The organism is Streptomyces sp. NPDC053367, assembly GCF_044545925.1.
Classification (GTDB): domain Bacteria; phylum Actinomycetota; class Actinomycetes; order Streptomycetales; family Streptomycetaceae; genus Streptomyces.
This window is the reverse complement of sequence record NZ_JBITYN010000009.1, coordinates 80788-103400: the sequence shown is the minus strand read 5'-3', so window position 1 is coordinate 103400 and position 22613 is coordinate 80788. Positions and strand designations below refer to the sequence as shown.

At 71.8% G+C, this 22613-nt stretch carries 22 protein-coding genes; 10 read left to right on the top strand and 12 right to left on the bottom strand.

All coding sequences use genetic code 11. The annotated features are described in order from the left end of the window. Nucleotides 1–14: 14 nt before the first annotated feature. The 7 genes from ccsB to hemL all read right to left on the bottom strand — a co-directional run bounded on the left by ccsB (nt 15) and on the right by hemL (nt 7637). Nucleotides 15–1058: a c-type cytochrome biogenesis protein CcsB gene (gene ccsB / locus ACIGXJ_RS24995; protein ID WP_399650200.1), complete on the bottom strand. Its 1044-nt coding sequence runs from the start codon at nt 1056–1058 to the stop codon at nt 15–17. 80 nt (nt 1059–1138) lie between these two features. Next, complete coding sequence (locus tag ACIGXJ_RS24990) at nt 1139–2821, bottom strand: cytochrome c biogenesis protein ResB (RefSeq protein ID WP_399649360.1); 1683 nt, start codon at nt 2819–2821, stop codon at nt 1139–1141. A 3-nt stretch (nt 2822–2824) separates the two neighbouring features. Then, a complete protein-coding gene (locus ACIGXJ_RS24985; protein ID WP_399649358.1) occupies nt 2825–3598 on the bottom strand; it encodes a cytochrome c biogenesis CcdA family protein in 774 nt (257 codons plus the stop codon). Between the two features lies 1 nt (nt 3599). Next, nucleotides 3600–4190 (bottom strand): TlpA family protein disulfide reductase, encoded by a 591-nt coding sequence (locus ACIGXJ_RS24980; protein ID WP_399649355.1) that lies wholly within the window; start codon nt 4188–4190, stop codon nt 3600–3602. A 66-nt stretch (nt 4191–4256) separates the two neighbouring features. Next, nucleotides 4257–5477: a hypothetical protein gene (locus tag ACIGXJ_RS24975; protein WP_399649352.1), complete on the bottom strand. Its 1221-nt coding sequence runs from the start codon at nt 5475–5477 to the stop codon at nt 4257–4259. 112 nt (nt 5478–5589) lie between these two features. After that, nucleotides 5590–6249, bottom strand: coding sequence for a histidine phosphatase family protein (locus tag ACIGXJ_RS24970; RefSeq protein WP_399650197.1), 660 nt, complete (start codon nt 6247–6249; stop codon nt 5590–5592). Nucleotides 6250–6320: 71 nt separating this feature from the next. Next, on the bottom strand, nt 6321–7637 hold the full coding sequence (gene hemL, locus ACIGXJ_RS24965; RefSeq protein WP_399649350.1) for a glutamate-1-semialdehyde 2,1-aminomutase: 1317 nt from the start codon (nt 7635–7637) through the stop codon (nt 6321–6323). A gap of 363 nt (nt 7638–8000) precedes the next feature. Here hemL and ACIGXJ_RS24960 point away from each other — a divergent pair, with 363 nt between their 5' ends. Then, the gene (locus ACIGXJ_RS24960; RefSeq protein ID WP_399649347.1) at nt 8001–8624 is read left to right on the top strand and encodes a hypothetical protein; all 624 of its coding nucleotides are present in this window, start codon (nt 8001–8003) and stop codon (nt 8622–8624) included. On the opposite strand, the gene ACIGXJ_RS24955 is transcribed toward ACIGXJ_RS24960, so the two are convergent. The 4 genes from ACIGXJ_RS24955 to ACIGXJ_RS24940 all read right to left on the bottom strand — a co-directional run bounded on the left by ACIGXJ_RS24955 (nt 8603) and on the right by ACIGXJ_RS24940 (nt 11438). Then, complete coding sequence (locus tag ACIGXJ_RS24955) at nt 8603–9124, bottom strand: GNAT family N-acetyltransferase (RefSeq protein WP_399650195.1); 522 nt, start codon at nt 9122–9124, stop codon at nt 8603–8605. The two genes, ACIGXJ_RS24960 and ACIGXJ_RS24955, sit on opposite strands and share 22 nt — an antisense overlap. A gap of 13 nt (nt 9125–9137) precedes the next feature. Beyond that, entirely contained in the window at nt 9138–9704 is a 567-nt protein-coding gene (locus ACIGXJ_RS24950; protein WP_399649344.1) for a sigma-70 family RNA polymerase sigma factor, read from the bottom strand. Nucleotides 9705–9792: 88 nt separating this feature from the next. Continuing rightward, nucleotides 9793–10467 (bottom strand): hypothetical protein, encoded by a 675-nt coding sequence (locus ACIGXJ_RS24945; protein WP_399649342.1) that lies wholly within the window; start codon nt 10465–10467, stop codon nt 9793–9795. 95 nt (nt 10468–10562) lie between these two features. Continuing rightward, complete coding sequence (locus tag ACIGXJ_RS24940; protein WP_399649340.1) at nt 10563–11438, bottom strand: transketolase; 876 nt, start codon at nt 11436–11438, stop codon at nt 10563–10565. A gap of 177 nt (nt 11439–11615) precedes the next feature. Here ACIGXJ_RS24940 and ACIGXJ_RS24935 point away from each other — a divergent pair, with 177 nt between their 5' ends. Together ACIGXJ_RS24935 and ACIGXJ_RS24930 are read left to right on the top strand one after the other, a co-directional pair. Further along, a complete protein-coding gene (locus ACIGXJ_RS24935; protein ID WP_399649337.1) occupies nt 11616–12527 on the top strand; it encodes a hypothetical protein in 912 nt (303 codons plus the stop codon). Nucleotides 12528–13164: 637 nt separating this feature from the next. Beyond that, the gene (locus tag ACIGXJ_RS24930) at nt 13165–15129 is read left to right on the top strand and encodes a GAF domain-containing protein (protein WP_399649334.1); all 1965 of its coding nucleotides are present in this window, start codon (nt 13165–13167) and stop codon (nt 15127–15129) included. A gap of 12 nt (nt 15130–15141) precedes the next feature. Here ACIGXJ_RS24930 and ACIGXJ_RS24925 read toward each other — a convergent pair whose 3' ends face one another. Further along, complete coding sequence (locus tag ACIGXJ_RS24925; RefSeq protein ID WP_399649331.1) at nt 15142–16125, bottom strand: LuxR C-terminal-related transcriptional regulator; 984 nt, start codon at nt 16123–16125, stop codon at nt 15142–15144. A gap of 75 nt (nt 16126–16200) precedes the next feature. Here ACIGXJ_RS24925 and ACIGXJ_RS24920 point away from each other — a divergent pair, with 75 nt between their 5' ends. The 7 genes from ACIGXJ_RS24920 to ACIGXJ_RS24890 all read left to right on the top strand — a co-directional run bounded on the left by ACIGXJ_RS24920 (nt 16201) and on the right by ACIGXJ_RS24890 (nt 22585). Continuing rightward, nucleotides 16201–16431, top strand: a complete 231-nt coding sequence (locus tag ACIGXJ_RS24920; RefSeq protein WP_399649328.1) for a hypothetical protein — start codon at nt 16201–16203, stop codon at nt 16429–16431. A 31-nt stretch (nt 16432–16462) separates the two neighbouring features. After that, nucleotides 16463–17803: a sugar phosphate nucleotidyltransferase gene (locus tag ACIGXJ_RS24915; protein WP_399649326.1), complete on the top strand. Its 1341-nt coding sequence runs from the start codon at nt 16463–16465 to the stop codon at nt 17801–17803. A gap of 24 nt (nt 17804–17827) precedes the next feature. Next, nucleotides 17828–18529 carry an SDR family oxidoreductase gene (locus tag ACIGXJ_RS24910; protein WP_399649323.1) on the top strand — a complete coding sequence of 234 codons (702 nt, stop codon included), beginning with the start codon at nt 17828–17830 and terminating at the stop codon, nt 18527–18529. Between the two features lie 381 nt (nt 18530–18910). Continuing rightward, entirely contained in the window at nt 18911–20092 is a 1182-nt protein-coding gene (locus ACIGXJ_RS24905; RefSeq protein ID WP_399649320.1) for an IS701 family transposase, read from the top strand. 98 nt (nt 20093–20190) lie between these two features. After that, a complete protein-coding gene (locus tag ACIGXJ_RS24900; RefSeq protein WP_399649317.1) occupies nt 20191–20331 on the top strand; it encodes a hypothetical protein in 141 nt (46 codons plus the stop codon). Beyond that, nucleotides 20328–21782, top strand: coding sequence for a hypothetical protein (locus ACIGXJ_RS24895; protein WP_399649314.1), 1455 nt, complete (start codon nt 20328–20330; stop codon nt 21780–21782). The genes ACIGXJ_RS24900 and ACIGXJ_RS24895 overlap by 4 nt, the downstream gene beginning before the upstream one ends. Nucleotides 21783–21883: 101 nt before the next feature. Further along, nucleotides 21884–22585 (top strand): EthD domain-containing protein, encoded by a 702-nt coding sequence (locus ACIGXJ_RS24890; RefSeq protein WP_399649312.1) that lies wholly within the window; start codon nt 21884–21886, stop codon nt 22583–22585. Nucleotides 22586–22613: the final 28 nt, after the last annotated feature.

Genomic DNA, 22613 nt, shown 5'->3' with positions numbered 1-22613 from the left:
GACTCCAGGGTGACTCAGAAGCCCACGGAGTGCAGGGCGCCCAGGCCCACGTCGGCGTAGGAGTGCTTGCCGGAGACGAAGATGTTGACGCCGTAGTAGTTGAACAGCCAGCAGCCGAACGCGAGCAGCGCGAGCCAGGCGGCCTTGCGGCCCTTCCAGCCGGCCGTGGCGCGGGCGTGGAGGTAGCCGGCGTAGGCGACCCAGGTGATGAAGGACCAGGTCTCCTTGGGGTCCCAGCCCCAGTAGCGGCCCCAGGCGTCACCGGCCCAGATGGCGCCCGCGATGATCGTGAACGTCCACAGCGGGAAGACGGCCGCGTTGACGCGGTAGGAGAACTTGTCCAGCGAGGCCGCGGAGGGCAGCCGGTCCAGGACGGAGTTCGCGAAGCTGCCGGGCCTGCCGCCGGTGGCCAGCTTGTTCTCGTACGAGTCCTTGAACAGGTACAGGATCGTGGTGACCGCGCCGAGGTAGAACACCGCGCCGCAGAAGATCGCCGTCGAGACGTGGATGTACAGCCAGTACGAGTGCAGGGCGGGCACCAGCTGGTCGCTGGCGGTGTAGAGGACGGTGACAGCCAGGCCGAGGTCGAGCAGGACCGTCGTGACGAGGAACAGGCCGATCCAGCGGACGTTCTTCTTCAGCGCCAGCAGCCCCAGGTACACACCGACCGCGACCATGGAGAAGGTGATGTTGAACTCGTACATGTTGCCCCACGGCGCCCGCTGCACCGACAGGGCGCGGGTGAGCACACCGCCGAACGCCAGCAGGAAGCCGAGCACCGTGAGGGAGATGGCGATCCGGCCGTAGAGGTCGCCCTGCTCGTCACCGCCGTGGGCTCCCGGGCCGTCGGGTACGTCACGGCTGCCGGACGCCGCCCGCACGGTCACCTTCGGCCGCTCCAGCACCGCGGTGCCGCCGGCCTGGTTCACCGTGACCGCCGGTGCCTTGTGCGTCTGCTTCTGCGCGGTGAGCGCGGCGGCGGTGCGGCCGACCTTGCTGCGGCTCCCGAAGAGCCATTCGGCGATGTACGCGAAGAAGGCCAGCGTGTAGACGGCCATCGCGGAGTAGATCAGCGTGTTGCTGATGTTCGCGAGGTTCTCGTTGGTCGCGGCGGCCAGATCGCTCGCGGCGGCGAAGTTCACGGCTTGTCGGCCCCTTCGGCAGATACGGCTTCGTTCGCTTGGTCGGGCGCGCCGGGCGCCTTCTCGTACAGGGCGTCGGCGAGCTCGCCGAGCTCCTCGGGCAGCTTCGCGGACTCGCTGCGGCCGAGGCCGGCCATCTCGACGACCGTCACTCCGTCGTCGCCGGTGGTGGCCCGCACCCAGACGCGGCGGCGCTGGATGAACAGGGAGCCGGCGAGGCCCGCGATCGCGGCGACGGCACCGGACAGCGCCCAGCTGCCGCCCGGCTCCTGCACGATCTGGAACCCGGCCCATTCCCGGGTCTCCTTCTCGTACGTGATCGAGCCGTAGCCGCCGGGGAGCGTCAGGGTGTCGCCGGGGCGCAGCTGCTTCTTCAGCAGGCCCCCCTTGGCGTCCTTGAACTCCTTCATGTGCGTCTTGTCCAGCTGGTACACGTTCTTCGGGATGCCGGAGTTGACGCCGAGGTCGCCGTGGTAGGCGTTGACGGCCATCATCGGGCTGATCAGCGCGGGGAACGCGGAGACCATCTGTCCCTGGCTGTACGTCGGCAGGAACCAGATCTGGAAGCCGAGCTGGTCGCTCCTGCCCCGGGGGTCCTTGTAGCCGTCCATGACGCGGACGACGCCGGAGGAGGTGACGTTGCCGTCCTGCGGAAGGAGCGGGACCGCGTCCTGGAAGACGATGTCCCCCTTGCCGTCGCGGACGGTGATGACGGGCGCGTAGCCGTGGCTGACGAGGTAGGCCTTGGCGTCGCCGATGTGCAGCGGCTCGTTGACCTTGACGGTGGTCTTCTTCTCCGCGCCGTCGGCGCCCTCGCTGTAGGTGAGGTCGGCCTCGTAGGTGCGGGGGGTGCCGCGGTTGGGGCCGGTCGGCTCGTAGGTGCCGGTGAAGCGGTCCAGCTTGAAGCTGAAGGGTTCCAGGTCGTCGTTCTGGAAGAGGTTGCCGGACCTGAAGTCGTCGTACTGCGAGAGCGTGTTGGAGAAACCGTCGCCCTCGACGATCAGCTTGTTGCCCTCGGACTTGAACAGCTGGCCCCAGGCGAAGGCGACCAGCATCACGATCAGCGCGATGTGGAAGACGAGGTTGCCGGCCTCGCGCAGGTAGCCCTTCTCGGCGGCGACCGCGTCCCCGGCGACGTGCGCGCGGAAGCGGCGCCGCTTCAGCAGGCCGAGCGCGGCCTCGCGGACCTCGTCGGGCGACGCCTCGGTGCGCCAGATGGTGTGGGCGGGCAGCCGGGTCAGCCGCTTGGGGGCGGCCGGGGGGCGGCCGCGGAGCTGGCCGACGAACTGCCAGGTGCGCGGGACGATGCAGCCGATGAGGGAGACGAACAGCAGGATGTAGATCGCGGAGAACCACACCGAGCTGTAGACGTGGAAGAGGCCGAGCCTGTCGTAGATCGGCGCGAGGGTGGTGTGGTCGCTGCGGAACTGCTCGACCTGGGTGATGTCGATGCCGGTCTGCGGGATCAGCGAGCCGGGGATCGCGGCGAGCGACAGCAGCAGGAGCAGCAGCAGCGCGACCCGCATGGAGGTCAGCTGCCGCCAGAACCAGCGCAGCCAGCCGATCACCCCGAGGGCGGGCAGGCCGGCGGCCGTCTCCTCCTGGGGTGCGGTGGACAGCTGGGAGCCGGCGGCATCGAGGTCCTGGTCCTCACGGGTGCCGGGTGTCGTCTTGCTCATGGATCAGATCCCCACAGTGAAGCCGTCGGACCAGGTCTGCATCTCGCGTACGAGACTGTCCCACGCGCCGGTCAGCAGGAGCACACCGGTGAGGATCATCATCGTGCCGCCGATGCGCATCACCCAGACATAGTGGCGCTTGACCCAGCCGAAGGCGCCGAGCGCCTTGCGGAAGGCGACCGCGGCGAGCACGAACGGGATGCCGAGGCCGAGGCAGTAGGCGACGGTCAGTATCGCGCCGCGCCCGGCGCTGGCCTGCTCCATCGCGAGGGTCTGCACGGAGGCGAGCGTCGGGCCGATGCAGGGCGTCCAGCCGATGCCGAACAGGGCGCCGAGCAGGGGCGCGCCGACCAGGCCGGTCGTGGGCCGCTTGTGGAAGCGGAACTCGCGCTGGGTGAGCCAGGGCATCAGGCCCATGAAGAACACGCCCATGAGGATCATGAGCACGCCGAGCACCTTGGACAGCACGGCCTGGTGCTCGCGCAGGGTGTAGCCGAAGAAGCCGAACAGCGCGCCGCCGGAGACGAACACGACGGTGAAGCCGAGCACGAACAGCGAGGCGCCCGCGACCATCCGCCCGCGCCGCGCCTCGGCGAGGTCCGTGCCGCTGACGCCGGTGACGTAGGAGAGGTAGCCGGGGACGAGCGGCAGGACGCAGGGGGAGAAGAAGGAGACGAGGCCGCCGAGGACCGCGAGCGGCAGCGCCAGCAGCAGGGCGCCGTGCATCACGGTGTCGTTCGGGTCGGTGGCCGCGGCCAGGGTGGACAGCGCGGTCACGTCACTTCTCCGCCAGGACCGGCTCGATCATGCCGCGCAGCTTGTCCTCGCCGAGCGGCTGCAGCGCACGTGCCGCGATCTTCCCCTCGCGGTCGATGACCAGCGTGGACGGCACGAGCTGCGGGTTGAGCGTGCCCTTCTTGAAGCGGAGCATCAGCTTGCCGGTCGGGTCGTACAGACTCGGGTAGGTGATGCCCCACTCCTTCTCGAAGGCGAGGGCGGGGACCGTGCTGGTGTCGCGGGTGTTGATGCCGACGAACTCGACGCCCTGGTCCTTGACGTCCGCGTAGACCTTCTGGAAGTTCTTCGCCTCGACGCGGCAGGGCCCGCACCAGGAGCCCCACACGTTGACCACGAGGACCTTGCCCTTGTAGTCGGCGGTGCTCAGCGGCTTGCCCTCCAGCGTCTCGCCGTCGAGCTCGGGCGCGGCCGCCCGCTTGCCCTGGGCGGCGGTGGCGATGCCGTCGTCACCGGTGACGAAGTTGGTGCTGCCGCCCCCGCCGGACGTCCCGCCGGAGGTGCAGGCGGACAGTGCCAGCGCGGTGACGGCGGCACCGGCGGCGAGCAGGGTGGTACGGCTGGCGGCACTCATGTGAAAAGTTTCGCATGTCCGTTCCGGGGATCTTGCGCACCCCCCTCGCGGGGGCGAAGCCGCATTTCACAGCCGCTTCCAGCCCTCCGCGGGCGCCTGTCCGACACCCAGGGTGCGGAAGCGGTCGAGCACCTCCGGCCGCTGCACGTCCAGCCAGTCGGCGAACTGCCGGAAGGACACGAGCCGGACGTCCTCGTGGCCGGCCATGTGCTTGAGCGCCTCTTCCACGGCGTCCATGTAGATGCCGCCGTTCCACTGCTCGAAGTGGTTGCCGATGAAGAGGGGCGCCCTATTTGTCTCGTAGGCCCGATTGAAGCCGGATATGTAGGCCTGGGCGGCCTGTTCACGCCAGGCCGGGTAGTGGTACGCCGGCGCGTTGGTGGAGTTCAGCGACTGGTTGGCGAGCATGTTGTAGTCCATCGACAGGACCTCGAAGCTGCGGCCCGGGAACGGCACCTGCTGGAGCGGAAGGTCCCACATGCCATGCTTCTCGGTGGGCCAGACCTGGAGGCCGCCCGGCGACGAGGCGTCGTAGCGCCAGCCCAGCTCGCGGGCGACGGGCAGCAGGCTGTCCTGGCCGAGCAGACACGGCGTACGGCCCCCGACGAGCTCCTTGTCGTAGTCGAAGGGCAGCGACGGCAGATCGGTCCAGCCGGTGTTGGTGCGCCACTCCTTGACGAACGCCTTCGCCTGGTCGATCTCGTCGCGCCACTGCCGGGGTGTCCAGTGCGCGACGGAGCCCTGGCCGTCACCGCAGAAGTGGCCGTTGAAGTGGGTGCCTATCTCGTGCCCTTCGAGCCAGGCCCGGCGGACGCAGTCGAGCGTCATCCGGATGTGCTCGTCGGTGAGGTAGCCGATGTCGGAGGCGCCGCGCGGGTTGTTCGGGGGGTCGTAGAGCCGCTTCTTCGACTCGGGCAGCAGATACAGCCCCGAGAGGAAGAAGGTCATCGACGCGCCGTGCTCCTTGGCGAGGTCCAGGAAGCGCGGGAAGAGGCCGTTGCCGACCTCGCCCGCACCGTCCCAGGAGAAGACGACGAACTGCGGCGGGGTCTCGCCGGGCTCCAGCGGAACGGGCCGCTCGGGCTGGTGGGGCTGCCTGCCGGTGAAGGCGGTGGAGCCGTCGCCGATGGGGCGGACGGCGGGGGCGGTCGGCCTGCCGGAACGATTCTTCCCGGAACCAGGAGCGGGGGCCGTTTCGTCCGAGGACGTGTGGATGCCGCATCCGGCGAGTCCGGCGGCGGCGCCCGCACCCAGTCCGAGCGCGCCCCTGCGGGTGAGAGTGCGCATGGCGCCCCCCGTTCGTTGCATTCATCTGAGGTGGTCACTCACTCAGAGGCCCCGACGAACGAGGGGGTTCCGCCGCTATTTGCCGATTTTGTAACGGTCGGCCACTTAGGCCCTAGGCCCCGAAGGCCTTACCGCTCCCCTTGCCCTGCCCCTTCACCGGCTTGGCCCCGGCGCGCAGATGGACGGGGACGAGGTCGATGGCCGGCTCGCTGTAGCCGACGGACACGATCCGGTCGCCCTCGTACGTGAAGGACGTCAGCGAGGCGAGCGTGCACTGCCGCTTGCGCGGGTCGTGCCACAGCCGCCGCTTCTCGACGAAGGAGCGCACGATCCAGATCGGCAGCTGATGGCTGACCAGCACCGCCTCGTGTCCGCGCGCGGCGTCCTTGGCGGCGTCCAGCGCGCCCATCATGCGCACGACCTGGTGGACGTACGACTCGCCCCAGGACGGCCGGAACGGGTTGACCAGGTGCTTCCAGTTGGCCGGCTTCTTCAGGGCGCCGTCGCCGACACCGAAGGTCTTGCCCTGGAAGACGTTGTCCGCCTCGATCAGCCGGGTGTCCGTGGCGATGTCCAGTCCGTGCGCCTCGGCGATCGGCGCCGCCGTCTCCTGCGCCCGCTCCAGCGGGGAGGAGCAGACATAGGTGATGTCACGGCCGGCGAGATGGCCGGCGACCCGCTCTGCCATCTTCCGGCCCAGCTCGGAGAGGTGATAGCCGGGCAGACGGCCGTAGAGGATGCCGTCGGGGTTGGCGACCTCGCCGTGCCGCATGAGATGGACGACGGTGAGGTCCCTGTTCTCGCGGTTCTCGCGGTTCTCGCGGTTCTCGGGGTTCTCGCTGCTCACGCGGTGGCCTCCGCCGCGGCTCGGGCCGCCGCCGGGAGGGCGTCGGCGATCTTCTGGATCGCGCGCTCGTCGTGCGCGGTGGACACGAACCAGGACTCGAACGACGAGGGCGGCAGATAGACGCCCTGCGCCAGCATCGAGTGGAAGAACGCGTTGAAGCGGAAGGAGTCCTGGCGGCGGGCGTCCTCGTAGTCGCGCACCTCACGGTCGGTGAAGAACACCGAGAACATGTTGGAGGCCGTCTGCAGCCGGTGCGCCACGCCCTCCTTGGTGAGCGCCTCGGTGACGAGCGCCTGGATCTGCCGGGAGACGCCGTTCAGGGTGTCGTAGGCCGCGTCGTCGAGGAGCCGCAGCTGGGCGAGGCCCGCCGCGGTGGCGACGGGGTTCCCGGAGAGGGTGCCGGCCTGGTAGACGGGCCCGGCCGGGGCGAGGTGGGCCATGACGTCGGCGCGCCCGCCGAAGGCGGCGGCGGGGAAGCCGCCGCCCATGACCTTGCCGAAGGTGATCAGGTCCGGGACGACGCCCTCGACGCCGAACCAGCCGGCACGACTGGTCCGGAACCCGGTCATGACCTCGTCGGAGATGAACAGCGCGCCGTTCTTCTCGCACGCGTCCTTCAGCCCCTGGTTGAAGCCGGGCAGCGGCGGGACGACGCCCATGTTGCCGGGCGAGGCCTCGGTGATCACACAGGCGATCTCACCGGGGTGCCGGTGGAACGCCTCCTGGACCGCCTCCAGGTCGTTGTACGGCAGCACGATCGTGTCGGCGGCCTGGGCGCCGGTCACGCCGGGGGTGTCGGGCAGGGCGAAGGTGGCCAGTCCACTGCCGGCCGCGGCGAGGAGCGAGTCGACGTGCCCGTGGTAGCACCCGGCGAACTTGATCACCTTGGTCCGCTGGGTGAACCCCCGGGCCAGCCGGATCGCGGACATGGTCGCTTCCGTGCCGCTGGAGACCAGACGCACCTGGTCGACGGGGGCGACCCGCGCGACGATCTCCTCCGCGAGCGCGACCTCGCCCTCACCGGGCGTGCCGAAGGAGGTGCCGCGGGCGACGGCCTCCTGCACGGCGGCGATGACCTCGGGGTGCGCGTGGCCCAGGATCATCGGGCCCCAGGAGCAGACCAGGTCGACGTACTCACGCCCGTCCGCGTCGGTCATGCAGGGCCCGGAGCCGGACACCATGAACCGGGGTGTACCACCCACGGCACGGAAGGCCCGCACCGGGGAGTTCACGCCACCCGGTGTGACGGCCGCCGCACGGTCGAACAGCGCCTGCGAGACGGGTGCTTCGTATGGATATGGCAGTTCGCTCATGACCTGCGACTTCTCCGACTTCTCGGACTCCGGTGGGCAGTGACCTGTTCAGGGTAGGGCCTGTCTTCCGGATGAGGTCGGCCGAGAGGAGCCTGTGCCTGGCGACGCCGGCATGATCCGGAAGACAGACCCTGCGGCCGCAGGCGGGGTTGATCACTCACCCACCGCCGGGGAATGCATCTGCGAAACTGAGAGCTGACACACACACGTCATTCGGACGATCGTTGTCAGGGGCTGCGAAGATCCTGCGGACAGGAGTTCCCACCGTACGTTTCGGCGGGCAACCGTGGGGGAGGTCACTGACACGATGATCGGGTTGCGCGGCGGGGGCCACGCGTCCTAGAAAAGCAGTCGGGTGGAGATATGCATCGCGGTGGCGGACTGGGCGAGGGGACTGACGATCTGGGTCCTCGACGCGCCCGGCGGGGAAGGCACCGACGCGACACGGAGGAAGCGACCGAGGCACGTCAGGCCCAGGGCGGGCACAGGGAGCCCGAGCGGATCGACCAGCGCGTCGAGGGGCGGGCGGGGAGCAGGAATGGTGGTCGGGTGGGGGTGACGTACAAGTACTTCGGCGCGCCGGACGGCGCGACCGCGGCCCGCGTCCCGATCTCGATGCGCCCCGAGGAACTCGGCGGCGACGAGCTCGGCATGAACGGCATGTTCACCAAGATCAAGCCCGAGACGATGGCCGCGATGGTCCTCACCGGCATCGAGGGCGTCCCCCTCCACAAGGTCCCCCCGCTCGAACTCGTCGTCCTCCACCCCGACTACGCCGTCGTCAAGCTCCCCATGACCGTCGTCGACCCCCTCCGCGACATCGGCGAGGAGGCCGTCGGCGCGGCGGCCTTCATCTGGTCGACGGTCCCGGACCGCGGGGGTCCGCGCGACGCGTTCAACGTGTACCAGCTGCTGCACGAGTGGCAGGACTTCTCCAAGCGGCTGCACGAGGCGGGGCACCAGCCCTATTGCCTGGTATGGCCCTGAGCCGGAGGCGTCGCGGGGAGTTCCCATCTCCTCTCGCCGTCCTCCCAGTGGCCGGTGGGAACGAGCCCGGCCGCCCTGGCGACGGACGCGGAGGCGTGGTGGGACGGGTGGATGTGGGCCCGGACGGACCGGATGTCCCGCTGTCGCAGCCGGCCGACCAGGCCCCGGGCGGCCTCCGTGGCGATGCCGCGCCCCTGCCAGGGGGTGCCGACGACCCAGGCCACCTCGGCCACGGGCCCACTCACCGTCGCCTGGACCGTCCCGGTCAGACGGTCCTCCTCGCGGAGCCGGATCACCCAGTTCCACCAGGTCACCGAGGGATCGGGCGAGCCGGCCGCCAGGCGCGCGTAGCGGGCCCGCAGCTGCTCCCGCGTGAGCGGGGCGCCTCCGATGAAGGCGTGCAGCGCCGGGTCGGAGAGCACCTCGGCCATCTCGTCCGCGTGCTCCAGCGCGAGCGGCACCAGGCTCAGCCTGTCGGTCTCGACGCGCCCGATCCTCATGAAGTCCACCTTCTCAGACAAGATCCCGCAGCGTAGCCCGCGCCCGGGCCACCCTGGAGCGGATCGTGCCGACCGGGCAGCCGGACAGACGGGCGGCCTCCGCGTAGGGCAGGCCCAGGAGCTGGGTCAGGACGAAGGCCTCCCGGCGGTCCGGGGGCAGCGCCGACAGCAGGTCCAGCAGGGCCACGCCGTCCTCGAAGCCGGGCAGGTCCCGCGGCTGGGCGCGCTCGACGGCCCGTCGCCAGTCGGGTACGTCCGCCGGGCGCGGGCGGGTGAAGGTGTGCCGGTGGCTGTCCATCACCGCGCGGCGGGCGATGGACAGCAGCCAGACGCGGGCCGAGCAGCGGCCCTCGAAGCGGTGCAGGCTGCCGAGGGCGCGCAGGAACGTGTCCTGGGCCAGGTCGTCGACTGCTTCGGGGTCGGCGCACAGCCGGGCGACGTAGCGCTGGACGTCGCGGTGCAGGGCGCGTACGAAGAGGTCGGCCGCGGCCGGGTCGCCGGTGCGGGCCGCGGTCAGCGCCCAGGCCGTCGTCGACTCGTCCGACGCCGTGCGCGGGCAGGGCCGTAGGGAAGTGGGCATCTTGGTGTCCTTCTCGGGTCACATCCGTGAAAGGGGGGCCGCCGTACGACGATCGGGCGCGCGTACGGTCGGGTGGCACCGGCTGTCGTCAGGCGACAGCGGTCCCCTCGGGCGGACCCCGGGAAGTGATCGCGTGGACCAGGAGGCGGCCCGGCGCGCGGTCCGGGCCGGGGCTGCGGGCGCCCGTGCGCGGCTCCTCCGGCGCCGGCGGCAGCGCCAGCAGCAGGCGCAGCGGCGCGGCCAGCCTGCCTGCCACCGCGCGCAGGATGCGGAAGGCGGCCCTCTCGCCGTGGGCCAGCCACAGTCCGGTCAGGAGAGCGGCCAGCAGGTGCGCGGCGAGCATGCCTGATGAGGAGGAAAAGGGGGAGAAGGGGGAGAAGGAGGAGAAGGAGGAGAAGGCGTCAGAGGGGCTCGGGCTCATCGCCATGGGGTCCATGTCCATGGGGCCCATGGACATGGCGTCGATGGCGTTCACGGCATCCACGGCGTGCATGTGCGCGTGCCCCGGCGTCGGCCGCGCGTAGGAGAACGCCTCGTGCAGCCCCGCCTGGGCCACCGTCACCGCGGTCACGATCAGCGGCAGGCCGCGTTCCCGGCCGGCCAGGCACCAGGCCGCGGCGGTGGTCGCCGCCCAGCCCCCGGCCAGCGCGCCCGCAGGGACGCCGGCGCCGGACATCAGGGCGTGGCCCAGGGCGGCGAGCAGCACGCAGACGGCCGCGAACACCGCGGACCGCAGCGTGCGCGCGCACCGCCCTGCCGTCATGGCGCCTCATCCTCGCATCCGGGCGACTCTCGCCCCGGCTGTGAGACAGGGTTGGCGGGGCGGGCGTTCCTGCAGGGTCCAGGAACGTTCCTGACTCACACGATGCGGCGCATTCCGTACCCTGCCGCGCGGTCGGCTGCGCGGAGGGTCTCGGTGACGCGGTTGCCGTCGCCGTCGGCGGACGCCGGGGCGATGTCCACCAGTCGGTCGGGCAGCAGCCGGGCCAGGGCGTCGACCATGCCCCGGGTGCAGGACCGGGCGCCGACGACCACGAACCGGCTGTGGTTGCGGGCCAGTTCGGCCGCGGCCACCCCGAGGTGCTGGTCGTCGAGGTACACCAGGTGCGCGTGGGCGAGCCAGGGCGCGAGGGCACGGGCGGCGCGGGCGGTGCCGGTGCCGTACTCGCCCACCGAGACCAGACAGACCCCGTCCTCCTCGCCCTGCCCCGGTGACTCCCAGGCCACCGGGCGGGTCAGCGCGCCCGGCACGAGGTCGGGGCGTGGCCAGTAGGGGCGAGGCGCCATGCCGACCCGGATGTGGAAGGGCCGGTCCGTGGCGGCCGCGGCCCGGACGACCGCTCTGGTCTCCGCGTCCCCGCAGGGCGCGGCCAGTGTCACCCCCTCCAGGCGCCGCAACACCTGATAGTCCTCCAGGAAACCGGCGTACGGCGTGACCACGCTCGCTCCGGCCTCCAGGAGCCGGGCGCGCAGGCCCAGGTTGCCCGCGGTCCCCACGCCGCGCGGACCGGGGCCGGTGCAGACGAACGGGCGGAACCCGGCCGCGACCATGCCCGAGACGACGTCCACCATCGCGGAGGCGACACCGGCCAGGCCGAAGAAGCGGTCGGGATGACGCAGCTCGAAGGGGTGATCGGCACGCCCCGGTGAGGCGTCCAGGCACACGACCCGGCCGTCATGGCGGGCCAGTGCGGTGAGTTCGTCGCGGTAGGCGTCATAGCCGGACAGGCTCATCGCCCCACCCCGGCGCCCCGCGCGGTCCAGACCCCGGGACGTGGTGCCTGACGCGTTGCCGCGGTGGCTCCGAACGGATTCATGACCTCGACTCCACTCCCTCCAACGAAAAGTCACAGCGGTTTCACAGCCTTCACCTCTTGGGCAGCCGGTTGACCTCCTCTACGCTCCGTTCGCATGCTCTGCCCGTCCGCGGCCACCGCGCTGGCCCAACTCGCGGCCGAGGGCGTGGCCGTGTGGTTGTCGGACACCCCCGGCGCCCCGGTCGCCGCCGTCACGCTGCGACAGCTCGTCACCGGTGCCCCCGACGCCTTCCAGGGGCTGGTCAGCGCGGCCGTGTCGGTGGCGGAGGTCCGCTCCGTGTGCGACGCGCTGCTGCCCGCGCACCTGTCCCGGGACGGGCGCGCCGGCCTGGTCTCCGCGGCGCTGGACCCGGACGCCGCGCTCACGGTGGCCCGGCCCAACCTGCTGGTGCGGATCGTGCCGGACACCGAGGGCCTCGCCGCCATCGCCGAGGCGCTGGGCCGGGGCCTTCGGGTGGACGCCGCTCCGGTGACCACGCCCGAGACGTACGGGCGGGTCCTGGAGGCCTGCTTCGCCGGACTGGAGCAGGCGCTGGCCCGTGGGCTGCCGCTGCCGGCCGGCACCGCCGTGACGTCGGTCCCGGTGGGGGCGATCGACGCGGTGGTCAACGCCCGTCTGGACGGGCGGCAGGCCGGCGGCAGCCGGGTGCAGGCCTCGCTGGCGCTGGCCCGGGTGCTGTTCCGGATGCGTGAGGAACGCCTGGACGACGGCTGGTGGCGGGTGCTCAGGGCGGGCGGCGCGCAGCCGCCGAGGCTGCTGTGGACGACGTCCACGCCCCGGCATCTGACCGCGCTCGTCGGCTGGAACACCGCGCACACCGTGCCGGCCGCACTGGCCGAACGGCGTCTGTGCGTCGGCGGGTTGCGCGGCGACACCCTGCTGAACGAGCACGTCCGCGGCCACTCCGAGCTGGCCGCCCTGCGCCGGCAGGGCATCCGCCTGGAGCAGCTGCACCTGGGTCCGGGCTTCCGCGACCCGACCCTGACCGGGGTGCCCGGCGGGTGAGGGCCGGCATCGACATCCGGGCTGCCCGGCAGCCGGGGCGGCGGCACGGTGACCGGCCCTGGCCGGCCCCGGCCCCGTCGCCGTACGCCGTCGGTCCGTGCCCGGCCCCGTCGCCGTACGCCGTCGGTCCGTGCCCGGTCGCGTCGCCGTACGCTGCCGGTCCGTGCCCGGTCGCGTCGCCGTACGCCGTCGGCCCCGCGCCGGTCTCAAGGCAGTGCGCCGTCCCCCGCGGACGCACGCGCCGGGGTCTGCCCGGTCGCGGGTGCTCCTCGGGAACGCGCGGCGTGTACCCCGCGTATGCCTGTGCCGTCCCGCTCCCCCACTCGGCGCATGAACGCCCGCTTCCTCTCGTCGCCACCCCGCGCACCGCTCTCCCGGACCGTCAGTCGGCGCGGCCCCGAGAACCGAGGCTGCCCGCCGGCCGCACGCGCGGGGAAGGTGTTTGGGCAACAGCATTCGGCCGCCGGGTGGTGCTTGGGCCACCCGACCGCCTCTCACCTGCGGTGACACCCCGTCAAAACGGGGCGGAGCGACGGGTTCCGGCCAATGTTGACGGTGGCGGCGCGGGGCATCTAGGTTCACAAAGGCCCGCAGCGGATTCCCCTGTCCGCCAGGGCCTGGCTGGGGGTGACACACGGTGCCGGACGAGGACCGTCTCGTACGCGACGGGCTGCTCGGACTTCTGGAGATCCTGGCCAGGGAGGCGCAGCCGGCACGGACGGGCCTTTCGGGCGCCCCCGCCCCCGCCCCGCGCCCGTCCCGGCGCGGCGAAGGACCCGGTGAGGAACCGGGCGAGCGGGCGCGCGAGGAGCTGACGGAGGGTCTGGCGCGGGACGTGGCCGGGCTGTTCGCCCGGCGCAGACAGCGCGAGGCGGGCCTGGCCGCGCTGATGGAGACCACCCGCGAACTGACCCTGCCCTACGACGTGGACGAGTTCCTGCGGGTGGTGGCCCGGCGGGCCCGGCTGCTGCTGAACTGCGACACGTCCTGGGTCAATCTGACCTCGCCGGCCGACGGCCGGTCGTTCGTGATGACCACGGACGGCCGTACGACCGCCCTGACCGTGGGCTTCTCACCGCCGCCGACCGGCGGCGCGGGTCCCGCGGCCGCGGCCCGCTCGGCGCCGTTCTGGACCCCGGACTACCTCGCCGACGAGCGGTTCACACACGCTCCGGCGCTCGACGCGACCATCCGCGAGGACGGCCTGCACGCCCTGCTGGCGGTGCCGTTGAAGCAGGGCGGCACCGTGCTGGGCACGCTGTACGTCGCCGACCGCGCGGTACGCCACTTCACGCCGGACGAGATCACCCTGATGTCGGCCTTCGGCGACCTGGCCGCCCTCGCGATAGAGAAGGCGCGGCTGCAGGAGCTGGCGAGCGGGGCGTACGGCGGGTCGCGGAGCCCTGCCGCGCGCGTCGCGCGGAGCGCGGGGCCGGAGGAGCTGCACACCCGGCTGATCGACATGGCGCTGCGCGGCTGCGACGTCACGGAGCTGGCGGTGAGCGCGGTGGCCGAGCTGGGCGGCGCCCTGCTGGTGCGCGACGCGACCGGGCGGACCCTGGCGGTGACGGACGGCTTTCCGCCGTTCGAGGACGGGGAGTTACGCCGGCGCGTGCTCCAGGCGCAGGAGACGCGCACCCCGGTACGCGGCGACGACGGGCTGTGGGTGTACCCGGCCGTCGCGGGCGAGGAGGTCGTCGGGGCGCTGGTCCACGCGCCGGCGACGGAGTCGGGCCCGCGCCCGCCGCGGCTGCTGGAGGCGGTCGCCCAGTCCATGGCCGTGCTGCTGCGGCTGCGCTCGACCGCGACGGCCGCCGAGGGCAACGGGCGCGACGAGCTGCTGGCCGAGCTGCTGCGCGAACCGCCGCGCTCGCCGGAACAGGTGCAGCACCGGGCCCACCGGCTGGGCGTGGACCTGGACCAGCCGCATGTGGTGCTGGCCGTGCGGCCGGAGGGCGGGCCACCGGGGCGGGCCCTGGTGTGGGCGTCGTCGTACGCGCATCGGCACGCGGGTCTGAAGACCACCGACGGCGGCTGCCTGGTACTGGCGCTGCCGGGCAGCGACCCGTCGGCGGCGGGGCGGGACGCCTCGGCGGCGCTGGGCACGGCCCTGGGTCATCCGGTGACCGTCGGGTCGGCCGGGCCGGTGACCGAGCCGGGGGCCGTCCATCGGGCGTACGCCGAGGCCCGGCGGTGCCTGGACGCGCTGACCGCGCTGGGCGGGGCCGGCGGCAGCGCCTCGCCGCAGGATCTCGGCTTCCTGGGCCTGGTGCTGGCCGACAACCCGGACACGGCGGCGTTCATCACGGACACGATCGGCCCGGTCCTGGACTACGACGCCCGGCAGGACACGGAGCTGGCGCGGACCCTGGAGGCGTACTTCGCCTCGGGCGGCTCCCCCCGGCGGGCTGCGGAGAGCCTGCACGTGCACCCCAACACCGTCTCGCGCCGGCTGGAGCGCATCACCGAACTGCTCGGCCCCCACTGGCAGGAGCCGGGGTGGTCGCTGGAGGTGCAGCTGGCCCTGCGGCTGCGCCGGACCCGCCACACGGTGCGCGGCCTGCGCGCACCGCTGGCCGGGACGGACGAGCGGCGCCGCTGAGGCCGGGCGGGTTCACGACGCCTCGTCGTCGATGATCGAGGACTTGGCCAGCAGATAGGCGAGTTGGGCGCGGCTGCGGCTGTTGAACGCCTCGGACGCCTTCTTGATGTGGGTGGAGACGGTCCGGGTGCTGATGCCGAGCCGTTTGGAGATCGCGGCGTCGGTGTGACCCTCGATCATCAGGCGCAGTACGGCCTTTCGGGTTTCGTCGGTCATCAGCGGGGGACGCGCCTGCTGGGGCGTCATGGTGACGGGCTCGGCACGGTGCCAGGCGTTGTCGAAGACCGTGGCGAGGTAGTGGACGATCGCGGGGTGCTCGATGACGACGGCCGTGGAGTTGACGTCGAGCAGCGGCTCGGGGATGAAGGCGATGCGCCGGTCGTAGATGATCAGGCGGTCGAAGACCTCGTTGAGCGTGCGGACTTCGGCTCCCGCCGCGGCCACCTGCTCGATGTAGGCGAGCGTGGGGCCGTGGGTGCGTACGGTGTGCTGGTAGAGCGTCCGCTGTTTGACGCCCTTGCGCAGCATGGTGAGGTTGTGGGGCAGGGCGCGGGCCAGTCCCTCCGGGACCCGGGGGCCGCCGGGCTTGGCCGTGATCACTTCCTCCACGCAGGTGTCGCGGGCCTGGCGCAGGGCGGCCTGGATGACGTCGATCCCGCGTAACAGCCGTACGGCCTGGCCCGTTTCACGGAACTCGTCGCGGTAGATGTCCTCCGCCGCGCTGAGTGCCTCCTGGATGGCGGCGATGGTGTGCTGCTGAACCAGGACGGCCCGTTCGATGGGGCGTCTCAGTTCGCTGCTGGCGATGTCGGGCGGCACGGCCACCACGAGCGCGGGCTCTTCGGCCAACGGCCGCAGCAGGCCCAGCTCGATCAGGCAGTCGGGCACATCGCCGCGAAGCGGGCCTTTGGTCAGGGCCTGGCGGTAGACCTCCAGGCCCTCTTCGCACAGACGAACGACATTGGGTTGGGGATGTATGTCCGGATTCCTGCACACTTGCCCCCCCTTCCGGTTCTCACATTGCGTGCTCACGATGCTACCCAAACCCCGGTCGGGCAGGGTTCGTGCGGCATGATTCTGAAGGCGAAAGCGCGATTCGATTTCAGCCAATCGGGAGAGGACATGCAATTCACGGACCGACCCATGAAGAGGTTTATGGGCGTCCTGGCCGCGACGATATCCATCGGCTCCGCGGTGCAGCTCTCGGGAATGACCCCGGCCTATGCCGCACAGGACACGCAGCCCGTTCAGAGCGCCGCGTACGACCAGTGGTTCCACCCGGCCGACGACGACTGGTCGTAAAACTCAGTTCACTCAACACGATGGGGGCGTGATGAGCACCGATTCGGAAATCGTCGGCATCCTGCTGGCCGGCGGCCGCGGCGAACGGGCCAAGCCCATCACGCTTGAGTCCGCCGACTACATCAGGAGCAAGGCGCTGATCCCGCTCGTGGGCCGACGGCTGGTCGAGTGGGTGCTGGAGTCCTGCCGGGAGCAGGGGATCCGCCGCTTCTACGTGGTGACCCACGGCCTGGAGAACCGCAACCAGATCAAGCTGCTGCTCGGGCACGGCGAACGCCACGGCGTCCGGATCACGTACTCGCGCTCCCGTTTCGACCGCTACAACGTCGGCTCCGCCGGCGCGACGCTCCACAACCTGGAGCAGTGGGACCTCCAGGGCAGGGCGCTGGTCCTGCCGGTCGACTCGCTCTTCGACTTCGACCTCGCGGAGATGGCCCGCACCCACGAGGAACAGGGCGCCGTGGTGACGGTCGCCTCCGTCGCCCGCACCGCCGCCGACATCGCCCGCAAGTACGGAGTGATGCGCACCGACGAGTCCGGCCTGGTGAGCGGCTTCGTCGAGAAGCCCGGCGAGGGCGAGCTGCGCGAGCTGTTCCCGCAGACAGCCGGGGACCCGGCGGCCACGCTGCCGACCAACGCCGGCATGTACCTCGTCGACTGTGCGCGGCTGCGTCTGCTGGCCCGGGAACCGGAGCTGTTCCGGCGCTCCCACCAGCGCCTCGACGTGGGCGGCGACCTGCTCCCGCACCTGGTCGAACAGGGCCACCCCGTGGCCACCCACACCATCGGCCGGCTCGGCGACATGGGCAACGTGCCCGACTACCTGGACACCGTACGACTCGTGCTCAACGGCGCGTACGAGCAGATGAATCGTTTGACCGACCGCCCCGAGGACGGCTCCGGACGGCTGTGGATCCACGAGAGCAGCCTGCGGACCAAGGACGACGCCACCGGCACCACCCTCGCCCAGAAGATCGAGGAGGGCTCCGTGGTGATCGGCCCCGGCGTCCGGATCGGCCAGGACGTGGAGATCGGCCGGGGTGTGCGCCTGGAGAACGCGGACATCGGCGACGGCGCCGAGGTCCGCGAGGGGAGCACCGTGGTGCGCTCCACCGTCGGCGAGTCCGCGGTCGTCGGCCGCTACGCCGACATATCCGACAGCTACATCGGCCCGATGGCGGAGGTGTGCTCCGAGCGCGCCCGCCCCATCCGGCTGGAGAGGTACTCGGCCATCGGCGACGGCGCCGTGCTCTGGCCGGGATCGCGACTCTGCGGGGTGATCGTGTACCCGCGGCTGAGGGTGCCCGCGCTGACGGGACTGCCCGCAAGGACCGAACTCAGGAGCGCCGAGGACATCCTGCGCTGGGTGTGAGGCGTTCGACCAGGGAGGGGACCCATGCAGAACCCCATCGCCGTCGTGGGCGGGGCGGGCCGGCTCGGCACGCGCATCACCCGGCGGCTGACCGAACAAGGCCATCGCGTACGGGTGGTGAGCAGAAGGCCGCAGAGCGGACGGCTGCCACTCGGAGTGGAACTGCACCGGGCCGACGTCCGGTACGCCGACACGCTGGCTCCGGCGCTACGGGGATGCGCCGGAGTGGTGTTCACCGTCGAACCCGGCACCGCGGACTCCGGCCCCGACAGCCCGGAGACGACGATGTACGACGGGGTGCGCAATGTGCTCGCCGCGGCCACCGCTCAGGGTGAACGCCCGCACTTCGTGCTGGTCAGCCAGATCTTCGTGACCCGCAGGGAACACCCGATGAACTCCTACGGGCGGCTGCTCGACTGGCGGCTGCGCGGCGAGGACGCCGTGCGGGCCAGCGGGCTGCCGTACACGGTGATACGCCCGAGCTGGCTGACCGACGACCCCTTCGCCGGCTGCGGTGTCCGCCTGGAACAGGACGACCGGGGCGACGGCTGGGTCTCCCGGGGCGCCGTCGCCGAGGCCTGTGTGCAGGCCCTGCGGGTGCCGGAGGCCGTGGGCAAGACGTTCGAGCTCTACAACGAGCCCGGCGACGCCCCGGCCGACTGGTCGCCGCTGTACCGCAGGCTCACCCCGGACCGGCTGCTCGCCTGGTCCGGGCGGGCCGGCTGAGGCGCCCGCCCCACGGTCACCGCCCGCCGGGAAACCCCCCTCCCGGCGGGCCTCCCGAAGGACCCGGGGCCGGCACGAGCCGGCCACGCAGCGCTGCCGCGCCGCCGTCCGGCCCCGGGTCCCGTCGCCGCCGCCCGCACCGAGGCCCGGCTCACGTCCCCCGCCCAGGGGGACGCAAAGCCGCGTGCCCGAAACACCCCCGAAACATTTGGACAGGCAATTCCACGCACCCGGAGTGAGCGACCGCTTTTCCGGGCCCGACGACCTGCGGCCTGAAACCGGCCGGATGCCCTTGTTCCACTGCGGCGGCGAGCAAACAGCACCACTTGCAGAGAGGGCCCCACCATGTCCGTAGAACATCGGCAGAACTTGCCGGAGGGAATGCCGGAGGACGTATTCTCGGCCATCCTCTCCCGGGCGCTCGAGTCGATTCCGCGCAGCGACCAACGACGCTGGGCCGAGCTTTATGTGCGGGGTCTGCTCACGGTCGACGGCAAGAAAACCATGCGGGCGCTCGCCAACGGCGCCGGAAACAGCGTGGAGCAGAGCCTCTACCAGTTCATCACCAAGTCCACCTGGCAGTGCGGGCCGGTGCGGCGTGCGGTGGCGCAGCTGCTGAGCGAGCGGCTGACCCCGCGGGCCTGGGTGGTCCATCCGCTGGTCATCACCAAGATCGGCGAGCACTCGGTCGGCGTGGAGCGGCAGTGGGTGCCGCACATCGGCCGGATCGTCAACTGCCAGCAGGCGGCGGGGGTCTGGCTGGTGTCCGAGCAGGGCAGCTGCCCGGTGGACTGGCGGCTCGCCCTGCCGGAGTGCTGGACCGAGCATCCGGAGCGCCGCCGCAGAGCCTCCATCCCGGCGCATGTGGACTCCTCCCCGCCCGAGCAGTGCGGGATCGGCGCGGTCGACCGGATGGCCTCCGACTGGAACCTGCCCGGCCGGCCCGTGGTGATGGACCTGCGCGACGGCGACCCGTACGCCGCCTGCGCCGAACTGAACGCCCGTCACATCCCGTTCGTGGTGCGGATCGACCCGGCCTCGCGGTTCGCTCTCCTGGAGCCGCTGCAGCAGCCGGCGCTCGCCGACCGCGCACAGGCAGCCGACGCGCTGACCGCCGCGCTCAGCCGCAACTGCATGCCCGTCGAGTGGTACGACCATGTCACGGACACCGTCCGGGCCACGTCGGTCGGCACCATGCGGGTGCGGTTACGGCGCCGCCGTGCGGTGCCGGCCCAGCTCAACGAGCGGCAGGAGCTCGTCCTGCTCGGCGCCTGGACCTCGCGCACCCGGCGGGCGCCGGCCGAGTACTGGCTGTCCAACCTCTCGCGGACGCAGCTCGGCACCATCTACCGCACCGCGATGCTGGCCCGGCGGGTCGAGCGGGACCTGTCCGAGGTGACGGACGGGCTCGGCGCGCGGGACTTCGAGGGGCGGTCGTTCCGGGGCTGGCACCACCACATGACGATGGTGACCGTCGCGCACGCGGCTGCCGCGCTCGCGTCTGCCGCGTCGGGGGTGCCCGCGCCCGCGGGTGTTCGTTCCGCTCGGGTGGGTGTGGCATGAGCTCGCCTGCCGACTCTGGAGGTTCTGCCGTCTCGCGCGCACCGGTTCGCCGTGGCCTGTCGCGCAGTTCCTCGCGCCCCTCCACGGGCGATGTCCTCGTGCCCGCTCCCATGTACGACGTGCTGCCCGACAAGGAGGCCGGGTGGTGCCTGCTCGACCGGGACGGGCGGGTCATGCGCATCGTCGGGCCCATGCCCCCGGCCTCCGACTCTCCCCCCACCCCGGCAGGTGCCGCATGAACACGTCCCTGATCACCACCGATGCGCCGCGGCTCGCCGCCGAGCTGCGCGAGCTGCTGCCGCGCTGGCTGGCCGGACGGCGCTGGTTCGCCGGGAAGGGCGAGAGCGCGCCGGTCGTGGAGCCGGTGCTGGCCGATCTGATCCAGGCCGGGGACCCGGCGCTGCTGCAGCTGATCGTCCGGGCCGGGCAGCCGGGGCAGGAGGAGTGGTACCAGCTGCTCGTCGGCGTGCGGGAGCGGGGACCCGAACCCCCCGCGGAGGCCGTCATCGGCCGGGCGGGCGGATCGGGGCTCCTGTTCTACGAGGCCACCGGTGACCCGGAGCTGATGGCCGGGCTGCTCGCGCACCTGGCCGCGGAGGACGCCGACGGGACGGTGGAGTGCCACCGGGTGGCCGGCGCGGACATCCCGGCCGGGCTCGTCCCGCACGTGATGACCGCCGAGCAGTCGAACACCTCCATCGCCTTCGGCGACCAGCTGATGCTGAAGGTGCTGCGCCGTCTCCAGCCCGGCCCCCACCCGGAGCTGGAGATGCTCACCGCCCTGCGCCGCGCCGGGGACGTGCCGAGCGCGCATCCACTGGCCTGGATGCAGACCTCCGACGCCTTCCCGGCGGGCCGCACCACGCTGGCGATCCTCCAGCGGTTCGTGCCCTCGCGGGGCGACGGCTGGGCGCTGGCCACGCGTGAGGCGGCCGAGTGCATCACCGGCGAGTGCGCCTCGGTGGCCCCCTTCGGCGGGTTCGCCGACGAGGCGCACGCACTGGGCCGGGCCACCGCGCAGGTCCACACGGCCCTCGCCCAGCAGCTCGACAGCCGGCACCTGGCGGCCGACGAGATCGGCGAGCTGGCCGCCGAGCTGACCCGCAGGCTGGAGGAGGCCGTCGAGGCGGTGCCCCAACTGGTGCCGTTCGCGACGCAGTTGCGGGACATCCACCGCGATCTGCACGGCATCGCCGCCCGCGGCCACCCGCTGCTCGTGCAGCGCGTCCACGGCGACCTCCACCTCGGCCAGGTACTGCGCGCCGAGGACGGCTGGGTGCTGATCGACTTCGAGGGCGAGCCCGGCCACCCGCTGGAGGAACGCCGCCGCCTCCAGCCCGCCGTACGCGATGTGGCCGCGATGCTGCGGTCCTTCGACTACGCCGCCCACCACGCCCTCGCCGAGGTGCTCGGCGCCCCGCCCGGCGCGCAGGCGCAGGCGGGGCTCAGGGGCAGCAAGCTGGCCCGCCGCGCGTCGGCCTGGGCGATGCACAACCGGCGGGCCTTCAGCGCCGGTTACGCCCAGGCGGGCGGTGTGGACCCGCGCTGCGCCCCGGTGCTGCTGCGGGCCTTCGAGGCCGACAAGGCGGTCTACGAGGCGGTCTACGAGGCCCGTAACCGGCCCGAATGGCTGTCGATCCCGCTGGCCGCGGTACGGCGCCTCGCCCAGGGCCGGCCCGAGGCGGCCTGAAAGCTCCTCAGGTCAGGAAGTCGTCCGAAGTTCATTGCCGGGCGCGTGTCGTATTGACACGCTTTTCCGAGTCCGGACCGGTGTGGAACAGGAGAAATTCAATGATCCACCAGTTCATTCTGGCGGCGCCCAAGCCGGGTATGACCGCGCAGGAATTCCAGGATTACTGGGTGAATGTGCACGCGGTGCAGTACGCGTCGAAAATCCCGCAGATCCGGAAGTACATGGTCGACACCGTCGTCGACATCGAGGGCAACCTCGGCTCGCCGGCTCTGCCGCACCAGGGCATCGCGGAGATCTGGCTCAACCCCGAGGAGCAGGTCGCGTCGCTGCAGACCGACGAGTTCCTGAACGGCGCCCGCCTGGACGAGCCCAACTGGGCCGCGTTCTGGCTGACGATCGTGGTCGACACCAACGCCCACGAGATCGTCCCCGGCCCCCCGCTCGCCAAGGGCCAGGACTGGGTGAAGCTGACGCTGCTGCTCAAGCGCCGCCCCGGCCTGGAGCTGGAGGAGTACCGCAAGCAGAGCCTCAGCAGCTACGCCGACGTGGTCAAGGAGACCCCGGGCCTGCGCCGCTACCTGCACGCCCACACCGTCGACGGCGCCTACACCTTCGGCGAGGCGTCCTTCGACTCGGTCGAGCAGCTGTGGTTCGACGACGTCGACGCGCTGCGGGCGGCCCTCGCCTCGCCGTACTTCACCGAGAAGGTCAAGGCGGCCCGGGAGGAGATCGTCGACCCGAAGTACGTCTTCTCCCTCGCCGTCAAGGAGAACTGGATCATCGGCCCCGAGGCCCGCTGACGCCCCGCCGACGGTCCCCCGAACCACC

Bases quoted from the DNA above. Each gene is read 5' to 3' on its own strand.
- ccsB (WP_399650200.1), bottom strand. From the start codon at position 1,058: ATGGCCGTCTACACGCTGGCCTTCTTCGCGTACATCGCCGAATGGCTC.
- ACIGXJ_RS24990 (WP_399649360.1), bottom strand. From the start codon at position 2,821: ATGAGCAAGACGACACCCGGCACCCGTGAGGACCAGGACCTCGATGCC.
- ACIGXJ_RS24980 (WP_399649355.1), bottom strand. From the start codon at position 4,190: ATGAGTGCCGCCAGCCGTACCACCCTGCTCGCCGCCGGTGCCGCCGTC.
- ACIGXJ_RS24975 (WP_399649352.1), bottom strand. From the start codon at position 5,477: ATGCGCACTCTCACCCGCAGGGGCGCGCTCGGACTGGGTGCGGGCGCC.
- ACIGXJ_RS24970 (WP_399650197.1), bottom strand. From the start codon at position 6,249: ATGCGGCACGGCGAGGTCGCCAACCCCGACGGCATCCTCTACGGCCGT.
- hemL (WP_399649350.1), bottom strand. From the start codon at position 7,637: ATGAGCGAACTGCCATATCCATACGAAGCACCCGTCTCGCAGGCGCTG.
- ACIGXJ_RS24960 (WP_399649347.1), top strand. From the start codon at position 8,001: ATGCATCGCGGTGGCGGACTGGGCGAGGGGACTGACGATCTGGGTCCT.
- ACIGXJ_RS24955 (WP_399650195.1), bottom strand. From the start codon at position 9,124: ATGAGGATCGGGCGCGTCGAGACCGACAGGCTGAGCCTGGTGCCGCTC.
- ACIGXJ_RS24950 (WP_399649344.1), bottom strand. From the start codon at position 9,704: ATGCCCACTTCCCTACGGCCCTGCCCGCGCACGGCGTCGGACGAGTCG.
- ACIGXJ_RS24945 (WP_399649342.1), bottom strand. From the start codon at position 10,467: ATGACGGCAGGGCGGTGCGCGCGCACGCTGCGGTCCGCGGTGTTCGCG.
- ACIGXJ_RS24940 (WP_399649340.1), bottom strand. From the start codon at position 11,438: ATGAGCCTGTCCGGCTATGACGCCTACCGCGACGAACTCACCGCACTG.
- ACIGXJ_RS24935 (WP_399649337.1), top strand. From the start codon at position 11,616: ATGCTCTGCCCGTCCGCGGCCACCGCGCTGGCCCAACTCGCGGCCGAG.
- ACIGXJ_RS24920 (WP_399649328.1), top strand. From the start codon at position 16,201: ATGATTCTGAAGGCGAAAGCGCGATTCGATTTCAGCCAATCGGGAGAG.
- ACIGXJ_RS24915 (WP_399649326.1), top strand. From the start codon at position 16,463: ATGAGCACCGATTCGGAAATCGTCGGCATCCTGCTGGCCGGCGGCCGC.
- ACIGXJ_RS24910 (WP_399649323.1), top strand. From the start codon at position 17,828: ATGCAGAACCCCATCGCCGTCGTGGGCGGGGCGGGCCGGCTCGGCACG.
- ACIGXJ_RS24905 (WP_399649320.1), top strand. From the start codon at position 18,911: ATGCCGGAGGACGTATTCTCGGCCATCCTCTCCCGGGCGCTCGAGTCG.
- ACIGXJ_RS24895 (WP_399649314.1), top strand. From the start codon at position 20,328: ATGAACACGTCCCTGATCACCACCGATGCGCCGCGGCTCGCCGCCGAG.
- ACIGXJ_RS24890 (WP_399649312.1), top strand. From the start codon at position 21,884: ATGATCCACCAGTTCATTCTGGCGGCGCCCAAGCCGGGTATGACCGCG.